This window comes from Paraburkholderia lebeckiae, assembly GCF_050436225.1.
Taxonomy (GTDB): domain Bacteria; phylum Pseudomonadota; class Gammaproteobacteria; order Burkholderiales; family Burkholderiaceae; genus Paraburkholderia; species Paraburkholderia tuberum.
In genome coordinates this window covers 588,451-605,447 of the sequence record NZ_JBNDLU010000002.1, presented here as the reverse complement: position 1 = coordinate 605,447, position 16,997 = coordinate 588,451, and the positions used below count along the sequence as shown (strand labels likewise).

At 63.7% G+C, this 16,997-nt stretch carries 18 protein-coding genes; 6 read left to right on the top strand and 12 right to left on the bottom strand.

The window, feature by feature from the left end; translation table 11 throughout:
- Nucleotides 1-2 precede the first annotated feature (2 nt).
- Nucleotides 3-614 (bottom strand): oligoribonuclease, encoded by a 612-nt coding sequence (orn, locus tag OKW45_RS17525; protein WP_429470129.1) that lies wholly within the window; start codon nucleotides 612-614, stop codon nucleotides 3-5.
- Nucleotides 615-839: 225 nt separating this feature from the next.
- Here orn and OKW45_RS17520 point away from each other — a divergent pair, with 225 nt between their 5' ends.
- From OKW45_RS17520 to OKW45_RS17510, 3 genes are read left to right on the top strand one after another with little or no spacing between them, the layout of a single operon-like run.
- The gene (locus OKW45_RS17520; RefSeq protein WP_018421338.1) at nucleotides 840-2,099 is read left to right on the top strand and encodes a M48 family metallopeptidase; all 1,260 of its coding nucleotides are present in this window, start codon (nucleotides 840-842) and stop codon (nucleotides 2,097-2,099) included.
- Entirely contained in the window at nucleotides 2,096-3,094 is a 999-nt protein-coding gene (rsgA, locus tag OKW45_RS17515) for a ribosome small subunit-dependent GTPase A (protein WP_018421339.1), read from the top strand. Before OKW45_RS17520 ends, rsgA begins: the two co-directional genes overlap by 4 nt.
- A 1-nt stretch (nucleotide 3,095) precedes the next feature.
- A complete protein-coding gene (locus OKW45_RS17510; protein ID WP_184006321.1) occupies nucleotides 3,096-3,416 on the top strand; it encodes a putative signal transducing protein in 321 nt (106 codons plus the stop codon).
- 72 nt (nucleotides 3,417-3,488) lie between these two features.
- Here the strand turns inward: OKW45_RS17510 and OKW45_RS17505 are convergent, their stop codons facing one another.
- From OKW45_RS17505 to rpsP, 6 genes are all read right to left on the bottom strand, one after another.
- A complete protein-coding gene (locus OKW45_RS17505; protein ID WP_018421341.1) occupies nucleotides 3,489-4,427 on the bottom strand; it encodes a CobD/CbiB family protein in 939 nt (312 codons plus the stop codon).
- A 150-nt stretch (nucleotides 4,428-4,577) separates the two neighbouring features.
- Complete coding sequence (locus tag OKW45_RS17500; protein ID WP_429470127.1) at nucleotides 4,578-5,336, bottom strand: NUDIX hydrolase; 759 nt, start codon at nucleotides 5,334-5,336, stop codon at nucleotides 4,578-4,580.
- 87 nt (nucleotides 5,337-5,423) lie between these two features.
- Nucleotides 5,424-5,810, bottom strand: coding sequence for a 50S ribosomal protein L19 (gene rplS / locus OKW45_RS17495; RefSeq protein ID WP_013090115.1), 387 nt, complete (start codon nucleotides 5,808-5,810; stop codon nucleotides 5,424-5,426).
- A gap of 149 nt (nucleotides 5,811-5,959) precedes the next feature.
- Nucleotides 5,960-6,727 carry a tRNA (guanosine(37)-N1)-methyltransferase TrmD gene (trmD, locus tag OKW45_RS17490; protein ID WP_429470125.1) on the bottom strand — a complete coding sequence of 256 codons (768 nt, stop codon included), beginning with the start codon at nucleotides 6,725-6,727 and terminating at the stop codon, nucleotides 5,960-5,962.
- 25 nt (nucleotides 6,728-6,752) lie between these two features.
- On the bottom strand, nucleotides 6,753-7,487 hold the full coding sequence (gene rimM / locus OKW45_RS17485; RefSeq protein WP_429470123.1) for a ribosome maturation factor RimM: 735 nt from the start codon (nucleotides 7,485-7,487) through the stop codon (nucleotides 6,753-6,755).
- Between the two features lie 134 nt (nucleotides 7,488-7,621).
- A complete protein-coding gene (gene rpsP, locus OKW45_RS17480) occupies nucleotides 7,622-7,876 on the bottom strand; it encodes a 30S ribosomal protein S16 (protein WP_013090118.1) in 255 nt (84 codons plus the stop codon).
- Between the two features lie 261 nt (nucleotides 7,877-8,137).
- Between rpsP and OKW45_RS17475 the strand changes: the two genes are divergently transcribed.
- Nucleotides 8,138-9,232: a PQQ-dependent sugar dehydrogenase gene (locus tag OKW45_RS17475; RefSeq protein WP_429412524.1), complete on the top strand. Its 1,095-nt coding sequence runs from the start codon at nucleotides 8,138-8,140 to the stop codon at nucleotides 9,230-9,232.
- A 198-nt stretch (nucleotides 9,233-9,430) separates the two neighbouring features.
- The gene (locus OKW45_RS17470; protein ID WP_429470121.1) at nucleotides 9,431-9,898 is read left to right on the top strand and encodes an NINE protein; all 468 of its coding nucleotides are present in this window, start codon (nucleotides 9,431-9,433) and stop codon (nucleotides 9,896-9,898) included.
- Nucleotides 9,899-9,935: 37 nt separating this feature from the next.
- On the opposite strand, the gene OKW45_RS17465 is transcribed toward OKW45_RS17470, so the two are convergent.
- Nucleotides 9,936-11,087, bottom strand: coding sequence for a PA0069 family radical SAM protein (locus tag OKW45_RS17465; RefSeq protein ID WP_429473303.1), 1,152 nt, complete (start codon nucleotides 11,085-11,087; stop codon nucleotides 9,936-9,938).
- A gap of 173 nt (nucleotides 11,088-11,260) precedes the next feature.
- Nucleotides 11,261-11,749 (bottom strand): Lrp/AsnC ligand binding domain-containing protein, encoded by a 489-nt coding sequence (locus OKW45_RS17460; RefSeq protein WP_090801287.1) that lies wholly within the window; start codon nucleotides 11,747-11,749, stop codon nucleotides 11,261-11,263.
- 179 nt (nucleotides 11,750-11,928) lie between these two features.
- On the opposite strand from OKW45_RS17460, the gene OKW45_RS17455 reads away from it, so the two are divergent.
- Entirely contained in the window at nucleotides 11,929-13,215 is a 1,287-nt protein-coding gene (locus OKW45_RS17455) for a D-amino acid dehydrogenase (RefSeq protein ID WP_429470119.1), read from the top strand.
- Between the two features lie 138 nt (nucleotides 13,216-13,353).
- Here OKW45_RS17455 and OKW45_RS17450 read toward each other — a convergent pair whose 3' ends face one another.
- The 3 genes from OKW45_RS17450 to OKW45_RS17440 form a co-directional block, all read right to left on the bottom strand.
- Nucleotides 13,354-15,144: an acyl-CoA dehydrogenase gene (locus OKW45_RS17450; RefSeq protein ID WP_429470117.1), complete on the bottom strand. Its 1,791-nt coding sequence runs from the start codon at nucleotides 15,142-15,144 to the stop codon at nucleotides 13,354-13,356.
- 97 nt (nucleotides 15,145-15,241) lie between these two features.
- A complete protein-coding gene (locus OKW45_RS17445; protein WP_429470115.1) occupies nucleotides 15,242-16,189 on the bottom strand; it encodes an electron transfer flavoprotein subunit alpha/FixB family protein in 948 nt (315 codons plus the stop codon).
- A 13-nt stretch (nucleotides 16,190-16,202) separates the two neighbouring features.
- Nucleotides 16,203-16,952 (bottom strand): electron transfer flavoprotein subunit beta/FixA family protein, encoded by a 750-nt coding sequence (locus OKW45_RS17440; protein WP_429470113.1) that lies wholly within the window; start codon nucleotides 16,950-16,952, stop codon nucleotides 16,203-16,205.
- Nucleotides 16,953-16,997 lie beyond the last annotated feature (45 nt).

Below are 16,997 nucleotides of genomic sequence, written 5' to 3'. Positions count from 1 at the left end.
CTTTACTGAGCGCTGGCGGCGGCGTCCGGCGCCGACGGCACGAGGAAATGCTCGCGGTAGTACTTCAGCTCGTCGATCGACTCGTGGATATCGGCCAGCGCCGTATGCATCGCGCGCTTCTGGAAGCCCTTGTAGATGACCGGCTGCCAGCGCCGGCACAGCTCCTTCAGCGTGCTCACGTCGAGGTTGCGGTAGTGGAAGAAGCTCTCCAGATCCGGCATCCAGCGCGCCATGAAGCGGCGGTCCTGGCAGATCGAGTTGCCGCACATCGGCGACTTGCCGGGCGGCACGTACTGGCCGAGGAACTCGCGGATTTGCGCGGTCGCGTCGACCTCGCTGACAGTCGACGCCTTCACGCGATCGATCAGCCCCGAGCGGCCATGCGTGTTCCGGTTCCACTCGTCCATCTTCGCGAGCGTTTCATCGCTCTGATGAATCGCGAGCACCGGACCTTCGACCATCCTGTCGAGCGTCGAATTCGTCACCACCACCGCGATCTCGATGATGCGGTCGGTGTCGGGCACGAGCCCGGTCATTTCCATGTCCAGCCAGACGAGATTCATGTCGCTGCGCACGAGCGGCGGCTGTTCGGTGGATGCGAGGATGTCAGTCATGAAGGCAACCCTGAGGGCCGCGCGGCGGGCTTAGCTGGCAACCCGCGCGGCGCGGCATGTGTTCGTTTGAAATCGATTCGCGCGGTTCGAGTCGGGCCGGCCGCGCCAAAGCGCCGCCCTGAACTGCTACCCGGTACTGTTGCTTAACCGTCGCGTTAAACCGTATCTCCGCCGCAAGGCGGGAAGAAACATATAATTCTCGCATAGATACCACGGAATCCCCGGATGCCTACCCTGTACTTCACCGCCCTGTTCGTCGTCGCCGTCGTCGCGATGGTCGGCACCAAACTCTGGCTCGCCTCGCGGCAGATCCGCTTCGTCGTCGCGCATCGCGAACAGGTGCCGAGCCAGTTCGCGAACACCATCGCGCTCACCGCGCATCAGCGCGCGGCCGACTACACGGTCGAGCGCACGCGGCTCGCGATGGTCGAGATCGTCGTCGGCGCGGCCGTGCTGATCTGGCTCACGCTGCTCGGCGGCGTGCAAATGCTCGATCTCGCGATCTCCGACTGGCTCGGCCGCGGCTACGTCGGTCAGATCGCGCTGGTTGCCGCTGTGATCGCGATCACGAGCGCGATCGACCTGCCGTTCGATTACTACCGGCAGTTCGTCGTCGAGCAACGCTTCGGCTTCAATCGCATGAGCAAAAGCCTGTTCTTTTTCGACCGCCTGAAGGGCGTGCTGCTCGGCATCGCGTTCGGCCTGCCGTTGTTGTTCGTCGTGCTGTGGCTGATGAACCGCGCGGGCAACCTGTGGTGGCTGTGGGCATGGGTCGTGTGGGTCGCGTTCCAGATGTTCGGCCTGCTGATTTTCCCGACCTTCATCGCGCCGCTCTTCAACAAGTTCGAGCCGCTGAAGGATGAAGCGCTCGTGACCCGCATCGAGGCGCTGATGAAGCGCTGCGGCTTCGCCGCGAAGGGCCTGTTCGTGATGGACGGCAGCCGCCGTTCGGCGCACGGCAACGCGTACTTCACCGGCTTCGGCGCGAGCAAGCGCATCGTGTTTTTCGACACGCTGCTCGCGCGCCTGTCGGGCCGCGAGATCGAAGCGGTGCTCGCGCACGAGCTCGGCCACTTCAAGCGTCGTCACGTGATGAAGCGCATGCTGGTCACGTTCGCGATCAGCCTCGCGATGCTCGCGCTGCTCGGCTGGCTGACGCAATGCGTGTGGTTCTACGAAGGGCTCGGCGTGCGGCCGTCGCTCGTCGGCGGCAATAGCGGACTCGCGCTCGTGCTGTTCTTCCTCGCGCTGCCGGTGTTCATGTTCTTCGTCACGCCGCTTGGCAGTCTCAGCTCGCGCAAGCACGAGTTCGAAGCCGACGCGTTCGCGGCGACGCAAACCGACGCGCACGATCTCGTCAACGCGCTCGTCAAGCTGTACGAGGACAACGCGTCGACGCTGACGCCCGATCCGATCTACACCGCGTTCTACTATTCGCATCCGCCGGCCTCGCAGCGGATCGACCGACTGCTGCAGCACGCATGAGCGGCCGCGCTCCGAAGAAGGCGTCGCGCGGCGCGTCGGCCACCGCATCCGGCATGTACGGCGTGCGCACGGGCGGCCTCGTGGTGGCCGCGCACGGCCGCCACTATCTGGTCGCTCCCGAAGACGGCGGCGCGTTGCTGCAATGTTTCCCACGCGGCAAGCGCAGCGAGGTCGCGGTCGGCGATCGCGTGATCTATGAGCCGACCTCGGCGGATCAAGGCGTGATCGTCGAGATCGGCGAGCGGCGCAATCTGCTCTATCGCTCGGATCAGTACAAGTCGAAGCTGTTCGCCGCGAACCTCGACCAGTTGCTGATCGTGCTCGCCACCGAGCCGCATTTCAGCGAGGATCTGCTCGGCCGCGCGCTCGTCGCCGCCGAGGCGAACGAATTGAAGCCGCTGATCGTGCTGAACAAGATCGACGTCACCGATGCTCTGGACGGCGCGCGCAAGCGGCTCGAGCCGTATCGCGCGCTCGGCTATCCGGTGCTCGAAGCGTCGATCCGGATGCAGCCCGAGGCGGCACGCGCCACGCTGACCGAACATCTGCATGGTCACGCGACGCTGCTGCTCGGCCAGTCCGGCATGGGCAAATCGACGCTCGTGAACCTGCTGATTCCCGATGCCGAAGTTGCGACGCGCGAGATCTCGACCGCATTGAATAGCGGGCGCCATACCACGACGTTCACGCGTCTTTATCCGCTGCCGCAGTCGGAGAGCACGACCGGCGTGAATGGCGTCAACGGCGCGGCCGGCGCACTGATCGACTCGCCGGGCTTTCAGGAATTCGGCCTGCATCACCTGTCCGAAGGCCGGCTCGAACGCGCGTTCCCCGAGTTCCGGCCGCTGCTTCCAAACTGCCGTTTCTACAACTGCCACCACTTGCACGAGCCTGGCTGCGCGATCCTCGAAGCGGTCGCCGACGGGCGCATCCGCCGCGAACGGCATGCGCTTTATGCGCAGCTCGTGCACGAGGCGAGCCAGATTGTCCGCTGACATGAAACTGATGCGCGCGCCGAACCTGATCATCGGACAGCATTGGGTCAACGTGCTGGAGACCGCGGGCATCGCTTGCGAGCTGCACAACCGCTATCTGAACGGTGCGCTCGGCGAGATTCCGGCCGACCAGTGCGCGCCGGAGCTGTGGCTCGTCGATGAGCGCGATGAGGCGATCGCGCGGCGGCTGATCGAAGCGGCCTCGCGAGGACCGGCGCCGGGCGCGCCTCCATGGCAATGTCAGCAGTGCGGCGAGGTGCTCGAGGCGCAGTTCACCGTGTGCTGGCAATGCGGGACTGTGCGCGATCCGTTGAAGGGGTGAAGCGGAGTCGGGAATTGAAGAAGCCGGGCATTGCCCGGCTTTTTCTTATGCTGCGCGCGTGGCTTGGCCGCTTCAGGCGAGCCAGACCGCGATCGTCAGCATCAACAGCAGAATCATCCACAGTACGACTGCACGCCATACCAGCCCCACTGCCGATTGCAGCGTGCGCGGCGTGCAGTCGTCGCCGACCTGCATCGGACCGCCGTCACCGGTGGCGAGCGCGTCGAGGCTCGACGGCTCCGCGAGCGGCCCAGCCAGGCGCGCGCCGAGCGCCCCGCTGCCCGCGGCGAGCAACACGCCGTCGTTCGTATCGGGCCACTGCCGCGCATGATTGCGCCACGCGTAAATCGCATCCTCGAAATTGCCGACGATCGCAAAGCCCAGCGATGTCAGCCGCGCCGGAACCCAGTCGATCACGAAGAACGCGCGCTGCGCGAAGCTCGAAAACGCGACGGTGCGGTCGTCGGCCGGCCGCGCCCATGCGCGCGCGAGATATTCCGCGCAACGGTACAGCACCGCGCCAGCTGGACCGACCGGAATCAGGAACCAGAAGAACACGCCGAACACATGGCGATGCGACGCGACCACCGCGTGGATCAGCGTGTGACGCACGATCTCGCTGACCGGCATGTCGACGGTCTCGAGCCCGGTCCATTCGTTGAGAATTTCGCGCGCGCGTGGCACGTCGTCATTGTTCAACGCGAGATGGATGTCGGTGAAGTAATGGCTGAACTGCCGGAAGCCGAGCGTGAAGTACAGCACCACGACGTTCCACAGGAACGCGAGCATGAAGTGAATGTGATACAGCACGTAGTAGACGAGCGCGACCACGAGCGTCCAGGGCACCACCACGACGAGCCACGCGAGCAGACCGTGACGTTGCTTGCCAGCATCGAATCCGTGCGCCGCCGACTCCGCATGGTATTGAAGCAACGCGGACACCGGATTGTTCGGCGACAGCGCGCGTACCTGTTCAATGATCAGAGCCAGCAATACGGAGAAAAAAGTCATGCGATGCGCCGTGCTTTTTAAGTTTTTACGATTGTTTTATAACGATAGCACAGGGTCGGATGAGTCTGAACGCGGATGCTGACAAAGCGCCGACAAGTGCGTCGTTCGCGCAACTGTGCATCGTCGACACGGCGACGCGACTCACGTAATTTATGCGGCGAGGAACCGATACAGGTTGCGCAGCATCGCAGCCGTCGCGCCCCAGATGAAATGATGGCCGCCTTGCACGGCTGCTGGCGTGACCGTCTGCGCATGGTGCGCGCCGCGCTGCTCGGCGGCCTCCGGAGCCACCGTCAATTCGCCGCGCGGATACGGCATCGCGAAGAAGCGGCGCTCTCCGCCCTCGTAGCGGAACAGGCGCTCTTCGTGGTTGGACGGGTCCATCAGGAACGCGAGCGGCACTTCGAAGACCTCGGCCACTTCGAGCGTATCGATCTCCAGCGAGAACGGCGGGTGCACAAGAGCGATGACCGGCGACACGCGAAAGCCGGTGCCAGTCAGATAGTCGGGCAACGCGCCGAGAACTTCGACGTGCGACGCGTCGAGGCCCACCTCTTCGCGCGCTTCGCGCAGAGCCGTTGCAGTCGCATCAGCGTCGAACGGTTCCTGGCGGCCGCCGGGAAAACTCACCTGACCGGCGTGATCGTTCAGATGGTCCGCGCGCTGCGTGAGCAACACGGTAAGACCACGCGCGCGCACGACGAGCGGCACCAGCACCGCGGCCACGCGCGGATCGAGGTCGGTATTGCGCCACGGCGCATCGGCAATTTTCTCGGGTGTCCAGGCAAGCTGCCGATCAAAGCGCGCCCGCAGTGCATCGGGCGTCAGACGCTCGCGCGCGACCGGTGGCAGACCGGCGCCTGTCGCGATGACAGGCAGAGTTTCGGGTTCAAAGACGGGGCGGATCAACGGGTCTCTCTGATGAGCGGGGACATGCCGCTATTTTGACCTGGCCAACAAAAAAGCACCCGCGAGGGGTGCTTTTTCTTACAGCATTTACGCTTGGGAAGCAGCGCGGTCTTTCGAGACCAGCTTTTCCTTGATTCGAGCCGACTTGCCCGAACGCTCGCGCAGATAGTACAGCTTCGCACGACGCACATCGCCGCGACGCTTGACGACGATGCTAGCCAGCAGCGGCGAATACGTCTGGAACGTACGCTCGACGCCTTCACCCGACGAAATCTTACGGACGATGAACGACGAATTCAGACCACGGTTACGCTTGGCGATCACGACGCCTTCGTAAGCCTGCACACGCTTACGCGTGCCTTCAACCACGTTCACGCTGACGATGACCGTATCGCCGGGACCAAAATCCGGAATGGTCTTTTCGCCGAGAACGCGCGCGATTTCTTCCTGCTCGAGTTTTGCAATCAGATTCATCACTGACTCCTAGATCCATCTTGTCGGCGTTCGTACCTGCCTCACGCGCTTACTGCGTTGGGCTACGGCCCCGATAGAGGATGGGTTCACATCTGGCACCGCACACGCATGTGCGGCACCGCCTTGTGTCCGCTCGAAAGACCGGGGCCTCAGGCCTTCGGCTCTTCCTTCGCGAGACTCGCGAGCCACGCCTCGTCGGCACGGCTCAGCATTCTATTCTTTCTGGCCTTCACGATCAGATCGGGCCGCTTGTTCAACGTGTTGCGCAATGCTTCGCGCCGCCGCCACACTTCGATTTCCGCATGATGGCCGCCGAGCAGCACATCAGGTACCCGCACGCCCTGGTATTCCTCGGGACGCGTGTAGTGTGGACAATCGAGCAGCACATCGACGAAGCTATCCTGCACCGCCGACTGTGAGTCGTTCAGCACGCCAGGCAACTGACGCACGACCGCATCCATCAACGCCATCGCGGGCAACTCGCCGCCCGACAGCACGAAGTCGCCAAGGCTTAATTCTTCGTCGACGACACGGTCCAGCAGACGCTGGTCGATCGCTTCGTAGCGCCCGCACAACAGGATCAGACCGGGTTCGGCCGCGAACTTCATCACGCGCTCGTGATTCAGTGTGTCGCCTTGCGGCGACATCATCACGACGCGCGACGCACCGATGCCCTGCTCCGACTGCGCCGCTTTCGCGGCACTGATCGCGTCTTCGAGCGGCCGGGCCAGCATAACCATGCCAGGGCCGCCACCGTATGGGCGATCGTCGATTGTGCGGTAGTTGTCGGTCGTGAAATCGCGCGGATTCCACGTACGCAACCCGTAGCGCTGCTGCTTCGCGGCCCGGCTGGTGATACCCCAGTCAGTCAGCGCGCGGAACATTTCTGGAAAGAGCGTCACGACATCGAACTGCATCGCTCTCCCCACTCAACGATAGATTTCAATAGTTAGCTTCCCAGTCGACGACGATTTGCTTTGCCGCCTGGTCCACCGTTTTGACAAAGACGCCGACAAACGGGATCAAACGCTCGCCTGCGACCGGCTTGCCGTTTTTGTCGGTAGCCGGATATTCGATGCGCAGCACCGACTGCGCGCCGTTGTCGATCATGCTGGCGACTTTGCCGAGGTTGAGCCCGGCGAGATTCACCACGTCCAGGCCGATCAGATCGACCCAGTAGAATTCGTCGGCTTCGAGCGCCGGAAATTCGCTACGGCCGATGTATACGCGAGAACCGCGCAAAGCCAACGCCGTATCGCGGTCAACGACGCCACCCAGACGGGCGACCACGCTGTCGCTATGTGTTTTGGCCTGCAAGGACGGCGCCGATTTGCGCTGCTGGCCTTTCAGCAGCCACCAGCGCTTCGCGCTCAGCAAGACGTCGCCGCCTTGCCCGGCATCCGCATGCGCGGCTACCTTGACCCAGCCTTTGAGACCATAGGCGTCGACGATTGCGCCGACTTCGACTGCATCGGCCGGCCAACTTGCCGCCGTTTCGATGCGCATTTCTGCAGCTTCGAAATCGGCGCTCGCGGCATTGGCTTGCGCCTCTTTCGCGTTGCCGTCGGTTCGTTCGACCGGCTTGCGGACGAATGCACCGAACGACGCCTGACCAGACGCCTTTGTCCGCGAAGCTGCCTTGACGCTACCAGAACTGCCGGAATCACGCTCAGACATCGAATAACCTCGACAACAACTTCGCAGCCATCTTTGGCGTCTGCTTCAGTAAAACAAATTGCGCATCGGACTGCTCACGAGAGTTGCGCGAGCCGCCGGCCGAACCGACGACGATACGCCTGCGGGCCGCCATATCAAGCAGCCGGCTGTGCCTTTTGTGCTTCCTTCACGAGACGTTCGACGGTAGGCGACAGTTGCGCGCCAACACCTTGCCAGTACGTCAGGCGATCCTGAGCGATACGCAGGGACTCGCCCTTCGTAGCGACCGGATTGTAGAAACCGACGCGCTCGATGAAGCGGCCGTCACGACGGCTGCGCGAGTCGGTGGCGACGATGTTGTAGAACGGGCGCTTCTTGGAGCCGCCACGAGCCAAGCGGATGATGACCATACTAGAATCCTTGAAAACCGGGGTTCGGAACGACTGAAACACGCGATTATAGCGGGAAACCGACGCCATAACAAACACTTACCGGGATAAACTGCGGAACCGGGCTGCACCCACCTTCTACAAGAGGTGCGAGAACCCGTTCAAACGCCCGAATTACGTGAAGGAGCGCCTGTGCAACGCCAGCCGAAACTCCCGTTTCCGTTCGCCTTTTGTGCCTTTTTCGTACGCTTTGCTGGACTTTCGCGCACCTCGTGCAGCCGGATTCTACGTGCGGTAGCGGCCGCGGTTATCGCCGCGCAGGCGTTGACGGCAATCGCCGCGCTGCCCATCGAGAAAATCAAGCTGCCGCCGGGCTTTCACATCGAAGTGTTGTCGGACGAGGTGCCGAGCGCGCGCGCGATGACGTTGTCGCCCAAGGGCATTCTCTACGTGGGCAGCGAGGATGGCCACGTGTATGCGCTCGAGCTGCGGAACGGCCGCGTGACGGGTCACCACGTGATCGCGTCCGGGCTGCAGATTCCCGCCGGCGTCGCGTGGCGCGACGGCGCGCTGTATGTGTCGGCCGTGTCGAAAATCGTGCGCTTCGATGCGATCGACTCGCACCTGAACGATCCGCCGAAACCGGTCGTTGTCACAGACAAGCTGCCAACGGACACGCATCACGGCTGGAAATTCATCGCGTTCGGCCCGGATGGCAAGCTGTACGTGCCACAAGGCGCGCCGTGCAACATTTGCCAGAGAGATCCGGACCGCTTTGCGATGATTGGCCGCATGAACCCGGACGGCAGCCACTACGAGGTCGTCGCGCGCGGCATCCGCAATTCGGTCGGCTTCGCGTGGCATCCGGTCACCCACGAACTGTGGTTCACCGACAACGGTCGCGACCTGCTCGGCGACGATATTCCGAGCGACAAGCTCAACCGCGCGCCGCTAGTCGGCATGAACTTCGGCTTTCCGTACTGTCACGGCGGTGACACGCCCGACCCCGAGTTCGGCAAGGATCATCCGTGCAGCGAATTCACGCCGCCAGTGGTCAAGCTTGGCGCGCACGTGGCGGCGCTTGGCATGCGCTTCTACGACGGCCCGATGTTTCCAGCCGACTACCGCAACAACATCTTCATCGCCGAGCACGGCTCGTGGAACCGCAGCAAGAAGGTCGGCTACCGCGTCGTGCGCGTGATCACCGACCCTGACGGCAGCCACGCACGCCAGCAGGTCTTTGCCGAAGGCTGGCTGCAACCCGGCGAATCGGTCTGGGGCCGCCCCGCCGACGTGTTACCGCTGCCAGACGGTTCGCTACTTATCAGCGACGATACCGCCGGCGCAATCTATCGCGTCACGTATTCAGCGCCGTAACGCGCGGATGCACGCATGTCCGGCTGAACGGCTGCACTGACCTTGAGCCAGCTCCGGCGCATCCCGCCGCGCCGCTTTCAGCCTGGGCGATCGTCCTCCACGTGACCACCCGCGCGCCGCAGGCGTAGAATGCGCGTCGGTCCTCGCCCCCGCGGCGCGCCGCTCCTTTCGACCGCCTGTCACTCTGCCCACGCGTTCATGCCCACCGCTGCCTCGACTTCCCCGCGCTTCAGATCCAAGACGCTCACCGCCGCGTTGGCGTTCCTGCTCGGCAGCCTCGGCGCTCACCGCTTCTATCTGTACGGCACCCGGGACATCTACGGCTGGGCGCATCTACTCGGCACGCTGATCGGCATTCCCGGCGTGATGCTGCTGGTCGCGACCGAGCGCGCGTCGATCCTGGGCTGGGTGCTCGCGTCGATCGGCGCGGTTTCGCTGTTTGCCGCGTTTCTGGCCGCGCTCGTCTACGGGCTGCGCCCGGATCAGAAATGGGATGCGCAATTCAACACCCACACGCAACGCAAAAGCCGCTCCGGCTGGACGGTCATTTTCGTCGTGATCTTTTCGCTGCTGATCGGTGCGTTTCTGCTGATGACCGGTCTCGCGCTCGCGTTCCAGACCTACTTCGAAAGTCAGGTCGAAGCGGCCAAAGCGATTTCGCAGTAATGCCCCCCGTCGCGGGACTCGCAGACGTTCCTGCGCGCTAGAAAAGCCTCAGTTGCGGATTGTCGCGCGCCGGTGCGGTCGCCTGCTCGGCGCGCGGCGGCTCGATCCGGCGGAAGTGCGACATGTCGAGAATGCCGCGGTCGCGCCCGTTCAACCCTAACCGGCGCACGGCCTTGTGAAAGCGCTGCCTGAGCAGATCCGCCCATAAGCCCTCTCCCTTCATGCGGGTCGAGAACGAAGAATCGTAGTCCTTGCCGCCTCGCATGTCGCGCACACGGCTCATCACGCGCTCGGCCCGATCCGGGAAATGTGCGCTCAGCCAATCCTTGAACAGCGGCGCGACCTCCCACGGCAGCCGCAGCACGATATAGCTCGCATTGCTGGCGCCCGCTTCGGCGCATGCTTCGAGCACGCGCTCCATATCCGGTTCGGTGACGAACGGGATCACCGGCGCGATGCTGACGCCGACCGGAATGCCCGCCTCGCTGAGCGTACGGATCGTGCGCAGCCGGCGCGACGGCGCGGCCGCGCGTGGTTCGAGCGTGCGCGCGATGTCGGCGTCCAGCGTGGTGATGGTGATCGCCGCCATGAATTGCCCGCGCCCGGCCATCGCCGCAAGCAGGTCGATGTCGCGCTCGATCAGCGATGATTTGGTGATCGCCGCGAACGGGTGGTTGCGCTCGCTGAGCACCTCGATCACACGACGCGTAAGACGCAAGTCACGTTCGGCCGGCTGCCATGCATCGGTAGCGACGCCGAGCGCGATCGGCTCGGGTACATAGGACTTCTTCGACAGTTCCCGCTCGAGCAGTTCGGGCGCGTTGATCTTCGCGTAGATGCGGCTTTCGAAATCGAGCCCGGGCGACAAGCCCAGGTAGCTGTGCGTGGGCCGCGCGAAGCAATAGATGCAGCCGTGTTCGCAGCCCCGGTAAGGATTCAGCGACACATTGAACGGAATATCCGGCGACGCGTTGCGTGTGAGGATGGTTTTTGCGCGCTCCTCGAACACCTGCGTGCGCAGGACCTTCGGCTCCTCGTCTTTCTCGGCCGTCTGCCAGCCGTCGTGGACGGCTTCGCGCTGGTCGACTTCGTAGCGGCCTTGCAGGTTCGTGACCGCGCCGCGCCCCTTGCGAGGCGCCGGCGGCGCGATCGGAAATTCGGGAATGTCAGGGGTGTCGGAGTCATCCACGGCGGGCCACGCAAAGCAAACGCAAACAGGAAACAGGAAACAGGAAACAGGAAACAGGCAGCGCCAAAGGAAAACGGCGCAAATCACCTGTATAAATATACAGTGTTTACGCCGTTTGTCGAGCACTTCGTTGGTCGCTTGATGCGCGTCCAACCCCCTCAGCGAACCGGCACCTACTCGCCCACCGCGATCGTCAGCGTCTCCTTGATTTCCTCCATCACCACATAGCTCTTCGACTGCACCGCGCCCGGCAGCTGCAGCAGGATATCGCCGAGCAACTTGCGGTAATCGGCCATTTCGCCAATGCGCGCCTTGATCAGATAGTCGAAATCGCCCGACACGAGGTGGCACTCGAGCACCTCGGGGATCTTCTGCACCTCGCGCCGGAACAAGTCGAACATGTTGCCACTCTTGTGATCGAGCGTGATCTCGACGAACACGAGCAGCGCCGCGCCCAGCTCGGCCGGGTTCACGCGCGCGTAGTAGCCGGTGATCACGCCGTCGCGCTCCATCCGCTTGACGCGCTCGATGCACGGCGTCACCGACAGACCGACCTGCTCCGCCAGGTCCTTCATCGCCATGCGGCCGTCCTGCTGCAGGAGCCGCAGGATCTTGTGATCGAGCTTGTCGAGAGCCCGCACGGGCTGGCGCTGGGTACGCATGGTGTTTTTTCTAAAAATGATGAAAATACAATAACAAAACCTGCCTCACTGCTAATAGTATAGCGGTTAACACTGGGCAAACAGCATTTCACCTCACATTGCAGCTCGCCGAATCGAACCAGATCGAACCTCCGACGAGCGCCTTGCCCTCACTCAATTTTTGGATATCTGGAGCAGCTATGCGAGTCGTCGTTTTCGGCAGTGGCGTCGTCGGCGTGACGAGTGCGTATTACCTCGCGCGCGCCGGTCACGAAGTGACCGTCATCGATCGCGAGGCCGGCCCGGCGCTCGAAACCAGTTTCGCCAACGCGGGCCAGATCTCGCCGGGCTACGCTTCGCCGTGGGCCGCCCCGGGCGTGCCGCTGAAGGCCGTCAAGTGGATGTTCCAGAAGCACGCGCCGCTAGCGATTCGCCTCGACGGCACCGCGTTCCAACTGCAATGGATGTGGCAGATGCTGCAGAACTGCACAGCGCCGCGCTATGCGGTGAACAAGGGCCGTATGGTGCGGCTGGCCGAATACAGCCGCGACTGCCTGCAGGCGTTGCGCGCCGACACCGGCATCCAGTACGAAGGCCGCACCGGCGGCACGCTGCAGGTATTTCGCACGCAACAGCAGTTCGACGGCGCCGCGAAAGACATCGCTGTGCTGCAGGAAGCCAACGTGCCATACGAGCTGCTGACGGCCGACGAACTCGCCAAGGCCGAACCCGCGCTCGCCGCGGTATCGCACAAGCTCACCGGCGGCCTGCGCCTGCCCGGCGACGAAACCGGCGACTGCCAGATGTTCACGACGCGCCTCGCGGCGCTAGCCGAAGAACTGGGCGTCAAGTTCCGCTACGAGACGTCGATCGACGCGCTCGCGATGGCGGGCGGCCGCATCGCCGGCGTGCAGTGCGGCGGCGAGCTCGTGCGCGCGGATTCGTTCGTGGTCGCGCTCGGCTCGTATTCGACGCGCTTCCTCGATGGCATAGTGAAAGTTCCGGTCTATCCGCTGAAGGGCTATTCGATCACCGCGCCGATCGTCGACGCGGCTGCCGCGCCGGTGTCGACCGTGCTCGATGAGACCTACAAGATCGCGATCACGCGCTTCGATGACCGGATTCGTGTCGGCGGGATGGCCGAGATCGTCGGCTTCGACAAATCGCTGCGCCAGGCGCGCCGCGAGACGCTCGAACTTTCTGTGAATGACCTGTTCCCGGGCGGCGGCGACACGTCGAAGGCGACGTTCTGGACCGGTCTGCGGCCGATGACGCCGGACGGCACGCCGATCGTCGGCCGCACGCCGGTGCCGAACCTGTTCCTGAACACCGGCCACGGCACGCTTGGCTGGACGATGTCGTGCGGCTCGGGCCAACTGCTCGCCGACTTGATGTCGGGCAAGCAGCCCGCGATTCGCGCGGACGATCTGTCGGTGCATCGCTATTTCGGCGAGACCGCGGGCGAGCATCGGCCGGCGTATGCGTGAGTTGAGTGCGTGCGCTGACGCGGCCCTGGCCGCGGCGCAGGCCGCAACAAACTGCAGCCATACATACAAACGGCGCCTCGCGGGGCGCCGTTTGCATTTCAATGTGCTGCCGCGATCGCGGCCGGCATCGAGGCATGCTCAGAACTGGTCTTCCGACAGAGCCAGCACGCCCTCGCCCCCCTTCGCGCTGACGATCGCCACTTCGAGCGCCGCCGCCTGGGGCAGCACGTGCTCGGCGTAGAACCGCGCGGTCGCGATCTTCGCGTCATGAAACGCCGGGTCCTCGTCGCGCTTCGTCGCCGCGGCAAGCTGCGCACGCGCCATCTGCCAGCCGCCCAGCACGATGCCCGCGAGCTTGAGATAGGGCACGCTGCCCGCGAACACCGCATTCGGATCGCCCTTCGCGTTCGCGACGACGAAATCGACGACCGTGCCCAGCGCGCGCTGGCCCTGCGCGAGCTGTGTGCGCATCGACGCGCATGCCGCGCCCTGCTGCGCGCCAAGCGCTTCAATCGTTTCGGCAATGCCAGCGAGCAGTTCCTTCGCGATCTTGCCGCCGTCGCGCAGCGTCTTGCGACCGACCAGGTCGTTGGCCTGGATCGCGGTCGTGCCTTCGTAAATCGGCAGAATGCGCGCGTCGCGGTAGTACTGGGCAGCGCCGGTTTCCTCGATGAAGCCCATGCCGCCATGCACCTGCACGCCGAGGCTCGTCACGTCGAGCGACAGTTCCGTGCTCCAGCCCTTCACGATCGGCACCAGATATTCGTAGATCGCCTGATGCTTCGCGCGCGTCGCATCGTCCGGATGACGATGCGCGACGTCGCAGTGCGAGGCCGCGACGTAGGCGAGCGCGCGCGACGCCTCGGTGAGGCTGCGCATCGTCGACAGCATGCGGCGCACGTCCGGGTGCTGGATGATCGCGACTGACTGCTTCGCAGAGCCGTCCACGGGACGGCTCTGCACGCGCTCCTTCGCGTACGCGACCGCCTTCTGATACGCGCGATCCGAGATCGCGACGCCTTGCATCCCGACCGCGAAACGGGCGGCGTTCATCATGATGAACATGTATTCGAGGCCGCGATTCTCTTCGCCGATCAGCTGACCGAGCGCGCCGCCGTGATCGCCGAACTGCAGAACCGCGGTCGGGCTCGCCTTGATGCCGAGCTTGTGTTCGATCGACACGCAATGCACGTCGTTGCGCTCACCGAGCGAGCCGTCTTCGTTGACGAGAAACTTCGGCACAAGGAACAGCGAAATGCCTTTCACCCCATCGGGCGCATTCGGCGTGCGTGCGAGCACCAGATGCACGATGTTCTTCGCCATGTCGTGCTCGCCCCATGTGATGAAAATCTTCGTGCCGAACAGCTTGAACGAACCGTCGGCCCGCGGCTCGGCGCGCGTGCGTACGAGCGCGAGATCGGAGCCGGCCTGCGGCTCGGTCAGGTTCATCGTACCGGTCCATTCGCCGGAAATCAGCTTGGGCACATAGGTCTGTTTTTGCGCTTCGCTGCCAGCGGTTAGCAGCGCTTCGATAGCGCCGTCGGTCAGCAACGGACACAGCGCAAAAGAGAGGTTCGACGCGTTGAGCATTTCGATGCAAGGCGTCGCGATCAGCTTCGGCAGGCCCTGGCCTTCGTAGTCGAGCGGATGTTGCACGCCCTGCCAACCGCCTTCGGCAAACTGGCGGAAGGCTTCCCTGAAACCCGGCGTCGCAGTGACGACGCCATCCTTCCAACTGCTCGGATTGCGATCGCCGTCGACGTTCAGCGGCGCGAGGACTTCGCCGCACAGTTTCGCCGACTCGTCGAGCACGGCCTGCGCGGTGTCGAGGTTCGCGTCTTCGAAGCCGGGCAGCTTCGCGATGTCTTCGAGTCCGGCCAGTTCTTTCATCACGAACAGCATGTCCTTGATGGGCGCCGTATAGCTCATTTCGGTTCTCCTCCCTTGATATGAAAAAAGGCGCGGGACTTGGTCGGTCCTGCGCCCTTCGCTTGCTTTCGGCGGCCTCTTTCAGGCGCCGCGGCGCTTAGCCGAGTTCGCTCACGAGTTCCGGCACGAGGGTGAACAGATCGCCAACCAGGCCGTAATCGGCCACGCTGAAAATCGGCGCTTCCGCGTCCTTGTTGATCGCGACGATGACTTTCGAATCCTTCATGCCGGCGAGGTGCTGGATTGCCCCCGAGATGCCGACCGCGACATACAGTTGCGGCGCGACGATCTTGCCGGTCTGGCCGACCTGATAGTCGTTCGGTACGAAGCCCGCGTCGACCGCCGCACGCGATGCGCCCAGTGCCGCGCCGAGCTTGTCGGCCAGCGGCTCGAGCACCTTCATGTAGTTCTCGCCATTGCCGAGACCACGGCCACCCGACACGATGATCTTCGCGCTCGTCAGTTCCGGACGATCGAGCTTCGTCACTTCGCGGCTCACGAACTGCGAGAGGCCTGCGTCGGCTGCCGCTTCGATCTTCTCGACCGCTGCGCTGCCGCCTTCGGCCGCGACGGCATCAAAACCGGTCGAGCGCACGGTGATGACCTTGATCGGATCAGCCGATTGCACGATCGCGATGGCGTTGCCGGCGTAGATCGGCCGCTCGAACGTGTCGGCGCTATCCACTGCGGTGATGTCGCTGATCTGCGCGACGTCGAGCTTCGCGGCGATACGCGGCGCGATGTTCTTGCCGTAAGCAGTGGCCGGCGCGAGGATGTGCGTGTAGTGCTTCGCCGCATCTTGCACAAGCGTCAGGACCGTCGCTTCAACGTTTTCCGCGAGGCCTGCGGCGAGTTGCGGCGCATCGGCGAGCAGCACCTTGCTGACACCCGCGATCTTCGCTGCCGCATCGGCTGCGCCCTGCGCGTTATGCCCCGCGACCAGCACGTGAATATCACCGCCGATCTTCTGTGCCGCTGCGATCGTGTTCAGCGTCGCGGCCTTGATCGACGCGTTATCGTGTTCTGCTATTACCAGGTTCGTCATTTCTTGGGTCTCCTCACAGCACCTTCGCTTCGGTCTTCAGCTTCTCGACCAGCGTCTTCACGTCCGGCACCTTCACACCGGCCGAGCGCTTCGGCGGCTCAGCGACTTTCAGCGTCTTCAGACGCGGCGTGACATCGACACCGAGATCTTCGGGCTTGACCGTTTCCAGCGGCTTTTTCTTCGCCTTCATGATGTTCGGCAGCGTTACGTAACGCGGCTCGTTCAGGCGCAGATCGGTCGTGACCACGGCCGGCAGCGTCAGCGACAGCGTTTCCGCGCCGCCGTCCACTTCACGCGACACCGTCGCCTTGCCGTCCGCCACGACGACCTTCGACGCGAACGTCGCCTGCGGCAGATTCGCGAGCGCGGCGAGCATCTGGCCGGTCTGATTGGAGTCGTCGTCGATCGCCTGCTTGCCGAGGATCACCAGTTGCGGCTGCTCCCTGTCGACGAGCGCCTTGAGCAGCTTCGCGACTGCGAGCGGCTGCAGGTCTTCGTTCGATTCGATCAGGATCGCGCGATCCGCGCCGATGGCGAGCGCGGTGCGCAGCGTTTCCTGCGCCTGAACCACACCGGCCGACACGGCGATCACTTCGGTCGCGACGCCCGCTTCCTTCAGACGCACGGCTTCTTCAACCGCGATCTCGTCGAACGGGTTCATCGACATTTTCACGTTCGCGATATCGACGCCCGTCCCGTCCGATTTCACGCGGACCTTCACGTTGTAGTCGACCACTCTTTTCACTGGCACCAGAATTTTCATGCACTCGCTCCAAAGTTACGAATACGTCAACCCGACGAACATTAT